Annotated in this window: 9 protein-coding genes and 1 pseudogene; 6 read left to right on the top strand and 4 right to left on the bottom strand. The window is 63.6% G+C overall.

Annotation, left to right across the window (positions count from 1 at the left end; all coding sequences use genetic code 11):
• Positions 1–87: 87 nt before the first annotated feature.
• The 3 genes and pseudogenes from LDO54_RS35800 to LDO54_RS35790 form a co-directional block, all read right to left on the bottom strand.
• Positions 88–273 (bottom strand): annotated as a pseudogene (locus LDO54_RS35800) (helix-turn-helix domain-containing protein); the annotation flags it as partial.
• A 173-nt stretch (positions 274–446) separates the two neighbouring features.
• On the bottom strand, positions 447–5528 hold the full coding sequence (locus LDO54_RS35795) for an ATP-binding protein (RefSeq protein ID WP_224017356.1): 5082 nt from the start codon (positions 5526–5528) through the stop codon (positions 447–449).
• 368 nt (positions 5529–5896) lie between these two features.
• On the bottom strand, positions 5897–6496 hold the full coding sequence (locus tag LDO54_RS35790) for a LysE family translocator (RefSeq protein ID WP_224017354.1): 600 nt from the start codon (positions 6494–6496) through the stop codon (positions 5897–5899).
• Positions 6497–6601: 105 nt separating this feature from the next.
• On the opposite strand from LDO54_RS35790, the gene LDO54_RS35785 reads away from it, so the two are divergent.
• The 3 genes from LDO54_RS35785 (at position 6602) to LDO54_RS35775 (ending at position 10637) form a co-directional block, all read left to right on the top strand.
• Positions 6602–7468 (top strand): LysR substrate-binding domain-containing protein, encoded by an 867-nt coding sequence (locus LDO54_RS35785; protein WP_224017352.1) that lies wholly within the window; start codon positions 6602–6604, stop codon positions 7466–7468.
• Positions 7469–8021: 553 nt separating this feature from the next.
• On the top strand, positions 8022–9356 hold the full coding sequence (locus LDO54_RS35780; protein WP_224017349.1) for an MFS transporter: 1335 nt from the start codon (positions 8022–8024) through the stop codon (positions 9354–9356).
• A 96-nt stretch (positions 9357–9452) separates the two neighbouring features.
• Positions 9453–10637: a porin gene (locus tag LDO54_RS35775; protein WP_224017348.1), complete on the top strand. Its 1185-nt coding sequence runs from the start codon at positions 9453–9455 to the stop codon at positions 10635–10637.
• 126 nt (positions 10638–10763) lie between these two features.
• Here LDO54_RS35775 and LDO54_RS35770 read toward each other — a convergent pair whose 3' ends face one another.
• Positions 10764–11783 (bottom strand): LacI family DNA-binding transcriptional regulator, encoded by a 1020-nt coding sequence (locus LDO54_RS35770; protein WP_436975769.1) that lies wholly within the window; start codon positions 11781–11783, stop codon positions 10764–10766.
• Positions 11784–12004: 221 nt separating this feature from the next.
• On the opposite strand from LDO54_RS35770, the gene LDO54_RS35765 reads away from it, so the two are divergent.
• From LDO54_RS35765 to hpaI, 3 genes are all read left to right on the top strand, one after another.
• Positions 12005–13552, top strand: a complete 1548-nt coding sequence (locus LDO54_RS35765; RefSeq protein ID WP_224017344.1) for a UxaA family hydrolase — start codon at positions 12005–12007, stop codon at positions 13550–13552.
• Between the two features lie 62 nt (positions 13553–13614).
• A complete protein-coding gene (locus LDO54_RS35760) occupies positions 13615–14949 on the top strand; it encodes an MFS transporter (protein ID WP_224017342.1) in 1335 nt (444 codons plus the stop codon).
• Positions 14924–15715 carry a 4-hydroxy-2-oxoheptanedioate aldolase gene (gene hpaI / locus LDO54_RS35755; protein ID WP_224017340.1) on the top strand — a complete coding sequence of 264 codons (792 nt, stop codon included), beginning with the start codon at positions 14924–14926 and terminating at the stop codon, positions 15713–15715. The genes LDO54_RS35760 and hpaI overlap by 26 nt, the downstream gene beginning before the upstream one ends.
• Positions 15716–15741: the final 26 nt, after the last annotated feature.

The following is a 15741-nucleotide window of genomic DNA, read 5'->3' as shown; positions in this document are numbered from 1 at the left end:
CGTCGTCCTTGTTCCGAAAGAAATATAAAACGAGTCTCTACATAATGGATACTCGCTCAGATCTCTCGTGGTCGGTGCGCGCACACGTTATTTCTTCCGCAAATACTCGTTAGGCGGCACGCCCGGGACCTTGTGAAGCATGGGGGCGAACGCGCTCGGGCTGTCGTAACCGTGCTCCAGCGCAAGCTCGAGAATCGACACGCCTGCCGCGAGGCGCGGCAGGCTGAGCAGCAGGCGCGTATGTCGCCACCATGCGCCCGGCGTCATGCCTGTTGGCTAAACGTCATTTCATGCGCGGCAGAGGATGGGACGAGGGGCGCATGGCGACCCGGAGCGGCCACTGGGTGACCGGCTTACATGCAGCGTTCCGAACGCATGGCGTTCATCGCTTAGTCAGCCCACTGCGCGTCTTTCAGCCAGTTTGTTGGCAAACGGATTGGGGAGCGTCAGACGGCCGGCGTCACGAAATCGTCCCGCATCCTGAACGCAGCGGAAGAACCGCTCTCGACAAGAACATCGAGCACATACAGGATCGCGTCGCGCAGGGCTGGATCGCGCTTGAGTTCCAGCGGTCGTGCGTAGACATGCCGCTGGAGAAGAACTTCGAGCATGAAGACGGTGTTGGACTCGCGCAGCATGTCGGCGGGATTTCCGCGCCTGAGCGCGTCCGCGATGCGCACGAACGCTGCGGGCATGGAACGCTCGCCGATGTGGTAGAGGAAGCGGACGTAGCTGCCCAGCACGATCCGGACACGCGGCAGCGCATCGAAGAGCGCGTCGACGTTGTGGGCGTAGCCTTCAAGGCTTCGCCAGTGACGGACGCTGTCCTTCCACCACGAGGTCAGGAAGATCGTCGAGAGCACCTCACTGCCGTGCGGATGCTCCCTGTCCAGATGCGCGAGCCACTCGGCGCGCTTGACCCGCTCGGCAAACAGGTTCCATAGGAACCAGTAATGCGGCGTATTGGGGTTGCTGTCCTCGCTGCTTGTGAACCCCTGGATGACGTTGTGGACCTCGCGCGGATGCCGGTCAACGGCCTCGAGGATCGGCTGAAGGACTTGCTCGGCATCGGCATCTGACGCACGCATCACAAATTGCTGAACGCGGTCGGATATGGCCTGCTCCCTGTGAAAATTCCTGTCGCGCCGGTCGGGAGAACGATCGTGCTCACGGTTCCAGCACTCCACAAGGTCTTCGCTGGCGCGCCGGTGTGCGGCCACGGCCAGAGGCTCGTTAGGAACCTGGCCTAGGATCGCGAGGACCTTCGCGTGCGCCTCGGCTCCGAATATCTCGGTGATGTCGTACCTGACGTGCGCATCTTCGGCAATTTCCCCTTCGGTCCAGAACCGCCGGCGGACGTCTTCGGCCGCGGCGGCAGAGATCGTGTCCGGCGTGCGCCGCTTGTCGTAACGCTTCTTCTCTTCGGCGTTCCAATCGCGGTCGGCAAGAGCGGCCTCGGTTGCGATGGCATTTACGGCGCGAAGGGCAAGAGCGGGGTTCGCGGCCCATACCTTGTCGTTCATGCCCCAGATAGCGTACCAGCGGACCTCTTCGATCGGATGGGTTAGCGCGGCAATAAAGGCCTGGCGCACGCGCGGCATCTGGGCTTCCGTCAGGGGCTTGGAGAGCAGCAGCGGCACGACGAAGGCACAGGGGCGATCAGCCAGCATCGAAAACCGCTGCACGCGGTCGATGGTTCCCCACTGGTCCGCGTGTCTGGAGATTTCGGAGCAGGTGACATCGATGCACCACGCCTTCTCTTCCGGCAACATCTCGTCCCAATGATCGCGGACGCAGACGGCAGCCACAAATCCCGGAGCGTTGCGGCTGTTGTCGGGATGTTCCGCCGTGTGGTCCATGCCCTTGGCACTTGCCAGCTTCTCCCCCCATCGCGCGGGGTCCGCAGAGCCTGCTTCGCGCTGGAAGATCTGGAGGCCCCACATGTAAACACCCAGACGGGCATTCATCTCGCCCATCTTCTTCGTGCTCTCGTCAATGAGTTGCTGAACTTCCGGAGCCGGAGGCTTGGGTTCGAGGCGGATGCAATTCTTCGGAGGCCCCTCGCCGTCCGCTGCCGATGTTTCGCCCGTTGCGGGCTGGTCGAGGGCCACGTCGTACTGGCGGAAGTCCATCCGGTGAAGGGCGAGCTGCCATGTGAGGTCGTGCTTGTTGCGTTTGTCCGGCGCGGGCAGTGCCGCGATGTAGCCGTCGATGATGGCGTGAGCCCGCGGGGCCAGAGGACCGAGTTGCAGGTTTGCGATGGCCGCTTCAAGGTCGTGCTTGCGGTGCGGCAGCGCGTTCGACTTCTTCCGCTCCTCTTCGTAGATCTTGTTTTCGGCGCGGAGAGTCGGGAACAATCCCGTGAGGCTCGAAGTCTGGTGCTCGCCGGCCATGCGGCTGCGATCGATCTCGATGTAGTCCTGCACCGACAGCAACACCAGAAGGGCCTCGCCTGACCGGCGAGGATCGGCGGTCGCCACGCTTGCGACGACGGCTGCGAGCGCGGAGGAATCGCTGCGCTGGAGAATTTCGAGCAGTACCGCGTCGAGCCCTTCGGGATGGGATTTTGCGTAGTCGAGCAACCACTTCTCGAAGGCCATCAGCAGCGACTGGAGCGAATAAGGCCCGACGCTCATCCCGCGATAGAGGCCCCAGAGACGCGGGTTCACCCATTGCTTCCGAGTGGTCCCGTTGGCGAACGTGAGCTCGACTTCCCAGGCAGGTTCAAGGGGGTCACGGAGACGCGGATGCGCGTACCACTCGGCACTGTGGTTGAAGACCTGAATCAGGAAGTCGAGGCCCTTTCTCGGATGGTGCGTGAGCAGGTTGATCCACGGCCCCCGGAAGGCACTGGCAGGGAAGAAATCATGGCGCAGGTGTTTCTTGATGCCGAAGTAAAGGTCAACGTCGATGGATGAGCGGCCATAGGGTTCCGCGCGTAGATATTCCTCCGTGGCGAGGAAGGTATCCAGTGCGACGGAGATCAAGAGGTCCGGCAGGTCGCGCGCGGCGGGCGCACCGTCGAGGCCCGCAAGGAGGATGTCGCGGAATTCCTCGGAGACGGGATCGCGTCGGCGCCTCTCACTGACCTGCCCGCGCAGGACGGCTTCGAAGCGCGCGGGGTTGGCCTTCGGGATCTTCGCAATCACCTTCAGAATTCGTTTGCGCGTGTCTCCGCCCCTGTAATGGTCAAACCGCGGTAGGAGCCAATGGGCAATGCCGGCGACATGGTCGGCCCCGTCGATGTCCGGTGCCCACCAACTGACGCCGCGCACGGCATCCTCGATCAATGCGAGAAGCAGCGGCGCGTCTTCCGGTCCGAAGCTGCCGATGTTGCGATGAACCAGCCCCACGACGGTTGCCCAGACCGTGCCTTCCGGCACACTCAGTATCGAGCTGTGGCCGCGCACGTCGGCAAGCCACGCGGGCGACGTTACGCAAGCAACGCGCAGGAGGTGGATGACCCGCTTGAGGATAGCGCGGTCATTGGCGAGCAGTTCGGCCTCGTGCCGCGTCAGGAATTCGGAGGCGGACGGTGCCTTCAGCAGCGACACCAGCGTGTCGTCGCGGAACTGGGCGGGCACGTCGGCTTGCGCGATGGCCGCGCTGAACAGCCGGTCTGCTGCGGGTGCGTCGCGGTCGACCAGTTCGGCAACCCACTTCCGGTAAGAGCGGCGCACCGCAGGGTGAGGCCCTATCGCTGACGACAGAGAATTGAACGACGTCTCATCCGTGAGGTGCTGTTCCTCGATCCATTGCAGGATGGCCCAATCCTCGAGGACGTCGTGCGCCGTCGCGACGAGCAGAGCGTTGCTGTCCGGCGAAACGACGAGGGAATCTTGCTTCAGAAGGGCGATGGCCGCGGCATTGAGTCCTGTCGCAGGCACATAATCTGAAAGCGCGCGCGCCCTGCGCACCGCCAGTTCCTGCAAGGCCTCTTCGCGCAGGCGCGGCATGCCATCGGCCGGATTCTGGTCCGCGCGCACGATCTGTCGCCAGAAGACGGCCCGGAAATCACGCTCGTTCTCCGGTAGCGGACGTCCCGCGTCCCACGGAATCTGCAATGCCTTGTCGATGAAGTACGGGTTGCGCAGGATATAGCGGAGTGCGGGGTTGGCAAGCGGCACTGCCAACGACGGAAAGGCTGCCTGGATCTCCTGCAATTCGGTGTCGTCGAGCGGCGGAACCTCGATGACGGCGTGATCAATGCCCGCGGGTCGAAGGAAGCTGGCCTGCACCTGCTCCACGGAATAGTCGCGGCAGGTCATGATGATGCCGAGGCCGTTGTCGCCCTGGGCGAGCGTCACGAGGTCGCTGAAGGCGTCGCGCGTTGGCTTTTCGAGCAGGCGTTCGACGCTCTCGATGACGAGCACCTTGCGGCCCTGCGCGCCGATGATGGCTTGAAGCTCGGTGATGCGCGCCGGAATCTGGCTGTTGTGTAGTGTCTCGTCGATATGAGCGACGGCGAATTCCTCGACCCGGAACCCGAAGGCGAAGAATTCGCGGGAGAGAAAAGACACCGCCTCCTTGCCGATGACGGATTTGCCGCTACCGGCCGGACCTGTGATCAGGACCACCTGCTTCGCGTCAATGGCCGCAAGCACCTTCTGGACGATGCCAGTGCGTCGCAGGTGGAAGGCAGGCCCGATTGTGGCGCGGATCTTCCGCAGGACGAATTCCGTGTGGTTTTTCAGTGCCGTCAGTACGCGCTGCTCGTTCGCGCCTACTTCGCCGTACGCCTGGACGAGGGCGGCCGGAAGGTCGGCGCGTTTCAGGCTCCGGGCGGCCGGTGCTGCCTCGCTGGCGAAGGTCAGGAGCGCGTCCCACGCAGACGTTGCGCTGGCGACGGGATCTGGATCGGTAGCCTTGAAAGCGAGCAGCGTCTTTGTGTGCGCCTCGGTCTGCCGGGTAGAGGTGTGCAGGTCGAGGCTCAGGGCGTGCAGTACGCGCAGGAAGGACCACAGGTCTTTGGCGGTGACGGGCGTTCCTTCCAGTGCGCTGACGATCCGGCAGAGCTCGTTGCACTGGTGGACGGACTTCTTCGAAATGAACCCGTCGAGAGATAGCCGCCGTTGGAACTCTTCGCCGTCGGCCGCGCCCCGCGCGCAGTCGAGCAGGCCGACGAAATTTTCGAGAAGCGTATTCGTGCCGCGCAGAGTGACGAGGACGAAGCGATCGTGCTCGGGATTGAACGGGTCGGCCTTCTTGAAGTCCTTCCAGAAATCGCCAATCGCCTTCTTGCATTCCTCGTCGGCGGCACTGATGGTGAAGCTACGCTTCACCTGGCCGACGAGCCGTGCGGCCGGTGCGCCTGCGCGCGCGCAGACAATGAGGAAATCGTCGGTGTTGAAGCCGAGATGCTCGGTCTGGAAATGGACTTCGGTGACGCCTCTGTCAGTCAGGATGGGTGGGATGCTTCGGACGAGGAGTTGGGCCAGCCAGTACGCCGCGACGTGCTGCTCGAAGAACACACCCTCGCCGCCGGTGGAGATCGGACTTGAAACTCGCTTCTGGCTCTGGTCATCCATTCAATCCACCAAATGTTTCACCGTTTCGCTAGTCGGGGAAAGCCGTTCAAAGCCTAGCTTGCTGATGACCTCATGCGAGCGGTTACACGGCCCGCCGGATGGGCCAGCAGATTAGTGTAGCAAGAACGCTGGATGTCATTGGTTTGGTGGTGCTCCTACTGAGTGTCCGCTCCTGGCCGACCCATGCCCGATGCGATCGGCTCTGGCCGACCCGTTGCGACCGGATGATCCGTGCAACCTTTCGACCGCAACTCGATCCATCACCGACGCAGAGCACGCGCCCGTCGACCCGCGTTCTGCGTTCGCACAAGCACAAGCACAAGCACAAACACAAACTGACGCACCTCGAAAACGGCTCGCATCGATATCTATGTGAGCCACATCGGGATGATCGACATCACAAGAAGCAGCGCCAACGCCCCGTTGAGTAGCCGCCATTGCAGGTCAGTCCGCAACAGACGGGCGAACAGGAGACCAGCAAAGCACCAGACCGAAAGCGACACCATGGCGGCAATGCCGAACGAGACACCCAGCAACGCACCCAATCGAAGCGGATCAGGCGCAAGCGCGGCAAATGATGCTGCTGCACCCAACGTCATCGCCCAGCCCTTTGGGTTGTGCCACAACATCCAGACGCCACTTGCGAATCCGGTCGGCTTTCGGGGTTGAGCGCCGAGATTAGGGGGACCGCTCCGTCCAATGCGCAAAGCGAGCCACACCAGATAAAGCGAGCCGATCGCTTTCATGCCGAGTTGCAGGGCCGGCAGGGCCAGCAAGATGCCGCCGAGCCCGGCGGCTGCGCAAGCGGCCATCGACGCCAAGGCGACCGCTATCCCCGCGATGTAGGGCAAGGATCGCTGATAGCCGAAATGGGCGCCTGAAGCCGTCGCCAGGGTCGTTGCGCCTCCCGGCGTGACCGTGGAGACGAAAACGAAGAGAAACAGCGGCAGGTAATCGTGTAGCGGCACGTCTTCTCCCGGTTATCAGACAAGAAGACTGGATTTTTGCCCGCTCGCCACGCATTAGAACAGCGAATTCTTTTGATGGCTTCCATTAGTGTTCATAATGCACGAATGGCACGTAATCTCGACATCGCTCTGCTCCGCGCATTCGTCACGATCGCCGACCACGGCAGCATGACCGCGGCCGGTCACGCGCTGCATCTGACGCAAGGTGCGGTCAGCCAACAAGTCGCGCGGCTCGAAGCCCTGTCCGGTCCGTTGTTCTTCCGCGATCATCGCGACCTGCGACTCACGTCTGCGGGAGAGCGATTGCTGGGAGACGCGCGGCGGCTATTGGCCTTTCATGACGCGTTATGGACTGAGATGACCGCGGGTACGATGGAAGGCACGGTTCGCCTCGGCGCGCCGCAAGATCTCATTGGAACGCTCCTCGGTCCGATTCTGAAGGGCTACGCGCAAGCCCACCCGCAGGTGGAACTCACCCTCGTGTGCGCGGCTTCGCCAGAACTGATGCGAGCCCTCAAGCGGGGAGAGATCGATATCGCGTTGATTGAGGAGTTGCCGGGGTCGTCCCGCGGCGAAGTCCTTGCGATTGATCGCCTGGTCTGGGTCGGCGCAAGAGGGGGCGTTGCGCATCGCAAGCGGCCTCTGCCCATCTCGATGGTGTCGGAGACGTGTGCGTTCCGGACAACGGTGCTCGATGAACTTCGCAAGCACGAACTGTCATGGCGTACCGTGTTCGAAAACGGAAGTATCGATACAACGGCCGCCACGGTGCGCTCCGATCTCGCCGTGACGGCCTGGCTTGCCTCCACCGTGCCGCCCGAACTGGATATCTTGACGTCCGATAGCGGGCTTCCCGAACTGCCTGGATTTGGGATCAACCTCTACTTGTCGCCGGGACAAAATCTCCCTGCTGTAAGTGAACTCGCCCGCCATTTGAGGGATGGACTGACTCGACTTCGCCAGCCCGTGTGACTGGCGATAATGGATTTCGATACGCGAAGCGCGAGAGACACGTCTTAGCTACAGCAACGCGCAATATGCCATCGCGGCCTCGATGGTGAGCGACGAGCGACGAGCGACGAGCGCGCGTCACCGCGCTTGACTATAGCGCCGGGAATCAGTAGCGCGTGCCGTGTCGCGCGTAGTCGATGAGCGGGCAGAGGGCGCGCTTCCCGCAGCCATTTCGCTGCCTTCGTGGTGTCGCTGGAGCAGCGCGATAATCAGGCGTGCGTCCCACCTGCACACATTCCCGCACGCGCCGCGCACGCATAAATGGCGCTCGATGCGTAGCACAATCACGCGCGACCACGCTGCGACTACGACGTTTTGGACGAACACAACGCCAGGGAAAAAGAGCACTGGCAATTATTCGTAAACCAGACTAGGATGACGCCGAATGTTACCGGTTACAGTCACCGGTAACGTCAGCGCGGAACCGCACACGGCCGCAGCGTCCAGCGAAGACGCCATCGCCGCATCGAAAACACATGCGGCGCAATATTGATATTAGAAAAGGAGACATCAGATGAATCAGGCCGCCTTGCGTCAACGCTCGAAGGTGCGCTGGTGGGTTGCTGGCCTCATGTGGGCGGCGATCGCAATCAACTACATTGACCGCACCGTATTGTCGGCGGCAGCGCCACGCATCCAGTCGGAGTTCCATCTCGGGGCTGTCGAAATGGGCGTCGTGATGTCCGCATTTTTCTGGTCGTATGCGTTGCTGCAACTGCCGGCCGGTTTTCTCGCGGATCGCTTCGGCCAGAAAAAGGTGCTCGGATTCGCGGTGGTGTGGTGGTCGCTGGCGACCGCGGTCACCGGGCTCGCCAACGGCTTCAAGTCGCTCGTCGCGCTGCGTGTGGCGCTGGGCGTCGGCGAGGCGGGCGCGTATCCGAGCAATGCCGGCATCGCCTCGAAGTGGTTTCCGCGCCGCGAACGCGCAACCGTCGCGGGCATTTTCGACAGCGGCTCGAAGCTCGGTGGTGCGATCGCGCTGCCGCTCATCGCCGCGATGCTCACGGCATTCGACTGGAAACTCACGTTCGCTGTGACCGGTCTGCTCGGGCTGATCTGGTTCGTGGTCTGGCAGTTCACATTCAGCGATTCGCCGCGTCAGCACAAGTGGGTCAACGCCGAGGAAATCGCGCATATCGAGAGCGACGCGCTCAGCGGCCAGCACGGCGGCGCGCGCCCCACGCTGCGCCAGCTGCTCAAGCATCGCAACATCTGGGCGATGTGCATCGGCTTCTTCATGATCAACTACAACTCGTACTTCTTCATCACGTGGCTGCCCACGTATCTGGTGAAGGCGCGCGGCATGACGATGATGGAAATGGGCTGGATCGCGTCGCTGCCGCTGCTCGTGTCGATCGTCGTGGAAATTTTCGCGGGCTGGGCCTCGGACCGCGTCTTCGCGAGCGGCAAGCTCTCGCTCACCGCCACGCGCAAGCTCTTTCTCGTGATCGGCCTGTTGATGGCGTCGAGCATCGGTTTCGCGGCGTTTGCGCAATCCGCGTGGGTTGCCGTGCTGCTGCTGTGCATCGCGAAGTCGGGGACCACCGTGGCGGCTTCGCAGGTGTGGGCGCTGCCCGGCGATGTCGCTCCGCCCAATGCCGTTTCGATGGTCGCGGGCCTGCAAAACATGGTGTCGAATTTCGGCGGCGTGGTCGGCCCGGTCATCACGGGCGCCATCGTCGGCGCCACGGGTTCGTTCGCGCCCGCGCTGCTGTTCTCGGCGGCATTGATCGCCATCGCGATCGTCAACTATCTGTTCCTGCTGGGCAAGGTCGAGCCGATCGGATTCGACGGCGCCGCCACGCAGCTGCAAGCGCGAGCCCAATCCCGCTCCGTCAATTCAGTCTGATCGACGCCGTTTGAGTCGATGGAAAAATTCCCGATCTTCTCCTGAAATCGGAATGTGTAGCAATCCAAATTAAATAGAACCTCACAGGTCTCCTGGATGAAAAAAGCACTTTTCGCAGCGGCTGGACTGATGTCCGTCGCACCCGTGGTCGCGCACGCACAAAGCTCGGTCACGCTGTACGGTATCGTCGATGCCGGTATCGGCTACGTCAACAACATCAAGGGCGGTTCGGTGGTTCAGGCCACGAGCGGCCGTCTGAGCGGCAGCCGTTGGGGCTTCAGGGGTAACGAGGATCTCGGCGGCGGCCTGAGCGCGGTGTTCACGCTCGAAGGCGGCTTCAAGGCCAACGACGGCACGTCGGCGCAAGGCGGCCGTCTGTTCGGCCGCAGCGCGTATGTCGGCATTGCAAAGAGCGGGGTGGGCACGTTCACGCTCGGCCGCCAGTACGAACCGCTCGCGGACCTCGTGGCGCAATACGCGGGCTCGGGCATCTGGTCGCCGTCCACGCACGTGGGCGACAACGACAACCTGAATCAGACCTTCCGCATCAACAACGCCGTGAAGTTCCGCAGCGACCCCATCGCGGGCTTCACCGTCGACGGCATGTACGCGTTCAGCAATCAGGCGAGCGGCACGGGCACGGGCTTCGGCAACAACCGCGCGTGGGGTATCGCCGCGAACTATGTGCATGGCCCGTTCTCGATCGGCGGCGGCTACGTGGTGCTCGATCATCCGAACACGAGCACCAACACGAGCGGCGCAATCGGCGGCACGTCGACCACGAACGGCGACGACTACAGCGGCGCGTTCTTCTACAACCTCGACGGCGGCGTGGCGCGCCAGCAGATCGCGGCGGCCGGTGCGAACTACAAGATCGGCAAGGCGATTGCGGGCTTCGCGTTCAGCCACACGCAGCTCGATTACACGGATGGTTCGTCGCGCAAGTTCAACAACTACGACGCGAACCTGCGCTACCTGATCACGCCGGCCACGACGCTGATCGGCGTCTACACGTTCACGGACGGCCGCGCGAACAATCTGCCGGGCACGGGCGGCGCATCGCTCGATCCGAAGTGGCATCAGTTCACGCTGGGCGTGGATTACGCGCTCTCGAAGCGCACCGACGTGTATGTGTCCGCCACCTATCAGCTCGCGGCGGGTGATGCGTCGACGCGCGTGGGTTCGACGTATCGCCGTATCGCGTCGATCGCGTATGCGGGCGGCGCATCGTCGACGAACCGTCAGGTCGATGTGTTCACGGGCATCCGCACGAAGTTCTGATCGCGCGCTCACGCAACTAGCGTAGAAAACGCCGTAAAAAAGGCCTCGCAGCGATTGCGAGGCCTTTTTGCTTTTTTGCAGCGTGAAGCGGCGATTCAAGCGGCGATTCAAGCGACGACGAAAACCTCAAGCCGATCCGCGCTCGATCAGCGTAAAGCCGACGTCGATCTTCGCGCGCTTGCACGTGCCGGTTTCGATCTTCTCGATCAGCATGGACGCCGCGAGCTTGCCGATTTTCGTGCCGTCGATACGGATGGTGGTGAGCGCCGGGTCGGTGTCGCCCGCGAAATTCTGGTCGCCGTAGCCGATCACCTTGAGGCGGCCCGGCACGTCGAGCTTGCGAACCTGCGCTTCCATGAGCACGCCGAGCGCCATGATGTCGGCGCCGCAGAAGATGGCGTCGATCTGCGGATGCTCGTCGAGCAGCTTCGCCAGCGCGCGGCGGCCGTCGCCGAGATGCGCGGGCGAGGGCGTGGCCGCCACGGGCACGTCGCCGCCGAAGGTTTCGATGAACGCATCGGCGCGCAGCTTCGCACGGCGGTCGCCCGGCGTGACGATGGCCGGATGACGCGCGCCGCGTTCGCGCAGATAGTTAGCCGCCGTTTCGCCCACGCGCGTGTGCGAGAAGCCAATCAGCATGTCGAGCGGCGAGCGCGTGATGTCCCACGTCTCCACCACCGGAATGCCCGCCGCGCGCAGCTTCTGTCGCGAGGCTTCCGAGTGGATCACGCCGGTCAGCACGATGCCGGCCGGGCGCCGTCCGATGATGGCGTCGAGCAGCGCCTCTTCGCGCGATTCGTCGTAGCCGCTCTGGCCGAGCAGCAGTTGATAGCCGGCCGCGGCCAGTTCCGAGGTGAGCGCAGCCACGGTTTCCTGGAACACGCTGCCCGCCATCGCCGGAATCAGGGCCACGACGAGATGGCTGCGATTGGAGGCGAGCGATCCCGCGATCAGATCGGGCGTGTAGCCCGTCTGCCGCACCGCCTCGCGCACGCGTTCGAGCGTTTCGACCGACACCAGCTCGGGATTGTTGAGCGCGCGCGACACCGTGACCTTGGTGACGCCAATCAGCTGGGCCAGATCGCTGAGCGTGACGCGGCCGGTGTTCTTGCGGGCTCGCCGCGCGGCGGAGGCGGCGGCGGGCAGGGCGTTTTCTGTCGGGTTTTTGGTCACGGGCGCGGGTTTTCCTGCTGCAAAAAGGTGTTGGCAATTATCCCAAAACTGTACTACGATGGCATCAATGTTACCGGTTACATTAACCGGTAACGTGACCCCAGAACGAAAAGGCTGCGCATTCCCCGGCGCGGCGTCATGATTATGAGTGTGATCGGAGCGGCCTCGTCCCTTCGATGCACGGAGACAGGCGAATGCTCCAGTCCAGCAAGACCTATAACGGGCCGCTCATCCGGCTCAACCAGAACGATAACGTCCTGATCGCACGCGAAGCGCTGACGATCGGCCATCAAGTCAGCATCGAAGGCGAAGCGATCCGTCTGCGCGCGCAGGTTGCCGCGGGCCACAAGGTCGCGGCGCGCCGCATCGCGGCGGGCGAGCCCATCCGCAAGTACGACACCGTGATCGGCGTGGCCGCGCGCGATATCGAACCCGGCGACCACGTTCACACGCACAACATCACGCTCGTCGATTTCGAACGCGATCCGGGCTTCGGCCTCGATGTGAAGCCCGTGGATTATGTCCCGGCCGACCAGCGCGCGACCTTCCAGGGCATCGTGCGTCCCGACGGCCGTGTCGCCACGCGCAACTTCATCGGCATCATGGCGTCGGTGAACTGCTCGGCCACGGTGATTCGTCATATCGCCGATTATTTCACGCCCGAGCGCCTGCGCGATTATCCCAACGTTGACGGTGTGGTCGCCTTCGCGCAAACGAGCGGCTGCGGCATGTCCTCGCCGAGCGAGCACTTCGACGTGCTCCGCCGCACCATCGCCGGTTATGCGCGCCATCCGAATCTCGGCGGCGTGCTGATCGTCGGGCTCGGTTGCGAGCGCAACCAGGTCGGCGATCTGCTCGACTCGCAAGGGCTCAAGACGGGCAAGGCCGTGCACGCGCTCGTCATGCAGAATACGGGCGGCACGCGCGCCACGATCGAAGCGGGCATCAAGGCCGTGCAGGAGATGCTGCCCGCCGCGAACGACATCGTGCGCACGCCGGTGCCGGTCAGCCATCTCAAGATCGGTCTCGAATGCGGCGGTTCGGACGGCTTCTCGGGCATCACTGCGAACCCGGCACTGGGCGCCGCGATGGACCTGCTCGTGCGCCACGGCGGCACGGCGATTCTTTCGGAAACGCCCGAGATTCATGGCGTCGAATACATGCTCACGCGCCGCGCCGTCTCGCCGGAAGTCGGCCAGAAGCTGCTCGACCGTCTCGCGTGGTGGGAGCGTTACACGCACGGCCATAACGGCCAGTTCAACGGCGTGGTCGGGCCGGGCAACCAGCAGGGCGGCCTCGCCAACATCTTCGAAAAGTCGCTCGGCTCGGCGATGAAAGGCGGCACCACGCCGCTGCAAGCGGTCTATGAATACGCGGAGCCGATCGACCGCGCGGGCTTCGTGTTCATGGACTCGCCGGGCTATGATCCGGTCGCGGTGACGGGCCAGATCGCGAGCGGCGCGAACCTCATCTGCTTCACGACGGGACGCGGTTCGATGTTCGGCTCGAAGCCCGCGCCGACGCTCAAGCTCGCGAGCAACACGCCGATGTTCACGCGTCTCGAAGAGGACATGGACATCAACTGCGGTCTGGTGATCGACGGCGAGCGCAGCATCGAGGAAATGGGTCAGGACATCTTCGATCTGATCGTGCGCGCGGCATCGGGCGAGCGCACCAAGAGCGAACTGCTCGGACTCGGCGACAACGAATTCGTGCCCTGGCACATGGGCATCGTGAGCTGAAGGCGCGAGCCTCACGCGTTGCTTACAGCTTTCAGATCAATAAAACAGGTAGGAGACAGCAGATGCTGCAATCTGCGCAGCGGCCGGGCCGCTCGAACATGCGCTGGTGGGTCGCGGGCCTCATGTGGGCCGCGATCGCGATCAACTACATCGATCGCACGGTGCTCTCGGCGGCCGCGCCGAAAATTCAGTCGGAGTTTCATCTCGACGCGATCCAGATGGGCATCGTCATGTCGGCGTTCTTCTGGTCGTATGCGCTGCTGCAATTGCCCGCGGGCCTGCTCGCCGATCGCTTCGGCCAGAAGAAGGTGCTGGGCTTCGCGGTGCTCTGGTGGTCGGTCGCGACCGCGATGACGGGCCTCGCCAGCGGCTTCCGCTCGCTCGTGGCCTTGCGCGTGGCGCTCGGCGTGGGCGAGGCGGGCGCGTACCCGAGCAACGCGGGCATCGCGACGCGCTGGTTTCCGCGCAAGGAACGCGCGACCGTGGCCGGTATCTTCGACAGCGGCTCGAAACTCGGCGGCGCGATCGCCTTGCCGCTGATCGCCTGGATGCTCGCCGCGTTCGAGTGGAAGATGACCTTCGTGCTCACGGGGCTGCTCGGCGTCGGCTGGTTCGTGGTGTGGCTCGTGAGTTTCACCGATTCGCCCGCGCAGCATCCGCGTGTGAGCGCTGCCGAACTCGCGCATATCGAAAGCGACAATGTCGCGCAGAGCACGAAGCTTCCCGCGCGCCCACAATGGCGCAAGCTGCTCGCGCATCGCAACATCTGGGCGATGTGCATCGGCTTCTTCATGATCAACTACAACTCGTACTTCTTCATCACGTGGCTGCCCACGTATCTGATGAAGGAGCGCGGCATGAGCGTGCTGCAGATGGGCTGGATGGCGTCGCTGCCGCTGCTGGCGTCGATCTTCGTGGAAATTCTCGCGGGCTGGGCCTCGGATCGCGTGTTCGCAAGCGGCAAGCTTTCGCTCACCGCCACGCGCAAGCTGTTTCTCGTGGTCGGCCTGTTGATGGCGTCGAGCATCGGATTCGCGGCGTTCGCGCAATCCGCGTGGGTCGCCGTGCTGCTGCTGTGTATCGCGAAGTCGGGGACCACCGTAGCGGCTTCGCAGGTGTGGGCGCTGCCCGGCGATGTCGCGCCGCCCAATGCCGTTTCGATGGTCGCGGGCCTGCAAAACACGGTGTCGAATCTGGGCGGCGTGGTCGGCCCGGTCATCACGGGCGCGATTGTCAGCGCGACCGGCTCGTTCGTGCCCGCGCTGCTGTTTTCGTCGGCGCTGATCGCCATCGCGATCGTCAACTATCTGTTCCTCCTCGGGAAGGTGGAACCCATCCAATTCGGCGACCCTTCACAGGAAACACGCATTCATGAACAAGCAAACCTCGGCGCTTAATCCCTTCAAGGCGGCGCTGGCCGCGAAGCGCAAGCAAGTGGGCTTCTGGCTGTCGATGGCCGATCCGTATCTCGCCGAAGTCAGCGCGACCGCCGGATTCGACTGGCTCCTGATCGACAGCGAGCACGCGCCCAACGACGTGCGCACGATCCTCTCGCAATTGCAGGCCGTCGCCGCGTATCCGGGCGAGCCGGTGGTGCGTCCCGCGAGCGGCGATCCCGTGCTGCTCAAGCGCCTGCTCGATATCGGCGCGCGCAATCTGCTGGTGCCGATGGTCGATACCGCCGACGAAGCGCGCGCGCTGGTTTCCGCCGTGCGTTATCCGCCGCACGGCATTCGCGGCGTGGGCAGCGCAGTGGGCCGCGCGTCGCGCTGGAGCCTGCGCACCGACTACCTCGATGTTTCGGATGACGAAGTGTGTCTGCTGGTGCAAGCAGAAACGACCACGGCGATCGGCAATCTCGAAGCGATCTGCGCAGTGGACGGCGTGGATGGCGTGTTCATCGGCCCGGCCGATCTCGCCGCCTCGATGGGCTATCGCGGCAAGGCCACGCATCCCGACGTGCAGCAGGCCATCGACAACGCCATCCGCACGATCGTCGCATCGGGCAAGGCGGCGGGCACGCTCACGTCCGACCCCGCGCTCGCGCGCCACTACCTCGAACTCGGCTGTACGTTCGTGGCGACGGGCGTGGATATCCTGATGTTCGCGAACGCGGCGCGCAAGCTCGCACGCGACTTCGCGGACGTGCGCACGGTAGACTGAGCCGCGCCTGGTTCGTACCCGCTGCA

The organism is Paraburkholderia tropica (assembly GCF_914484835.1).
GTDB lineage: Bacteria > Pseudomonadota > Gammaproteobacteria > Burkholderiales > Burkholderiaceae > Paraburkholderia > Paraburkholderia tropica_A.
Note: the sequence above shows the minus strand (reverse complement) of the source record. Positions and strands in the feature narration are given on the sequence as shown.

What these genes read in the sequence shown, in the direction of transcription:
- LDO54_RS35795 (WP_224017356.1), bottom strand. Translation starts at nt 5,528, where the DNA reads ATGGATGACCAGAGCCAGAAGCGAGTTTCAAGTCCGATCTCCACCGGC.
- LDO54_RS35785 (WP_224017352.1), top strand. Translation starts at nt 6,602, where the DNA reads ATGGCACGTAATCTCGACATCGCTCTGCTCCGCGCATTCGTCACGATC.
- LDO54_RS35780 (WP_224017349.1), top strand. Translation starts at nt 8,022, where the DNA reads ATGAATCAGGCCGCCTTGCGTCAACGCTCGAAGGTGCGCTGGTGGGTT.
- LDO54_RS35775 (WP_224017348.1), top strand. Translation starts at nt 9,453, where the DNA reads ATGAAAAAAGCACTTTTCGCAGCGGCTGGACTGATGTCCGTCGCACCC.
- LDO54_RS35765 (WP_224017344.1), top strand. Translation starts at nt 12,005, where the DNA reads ATGCTCCAGTCCAGCAAGACCTATAACGGGCCGCTCATCCGGCTCAAC.
- LDO54_RS35760 (WP_224017342.1), top strand. Translation starts at nt 13,615, where the DNA reads ATGCTGCAATCTGCGCAGCGGCCGGGCCGCTCGAACATGCGCTGGTGG.
- hpaI (WP_224017340.1), top strand. Translation starts at nt 14,924, where the DNA reads ATGAACAAGCAAACCTCGGCGCTTAATCCCTTCAAGGCGGCGCTGGCC.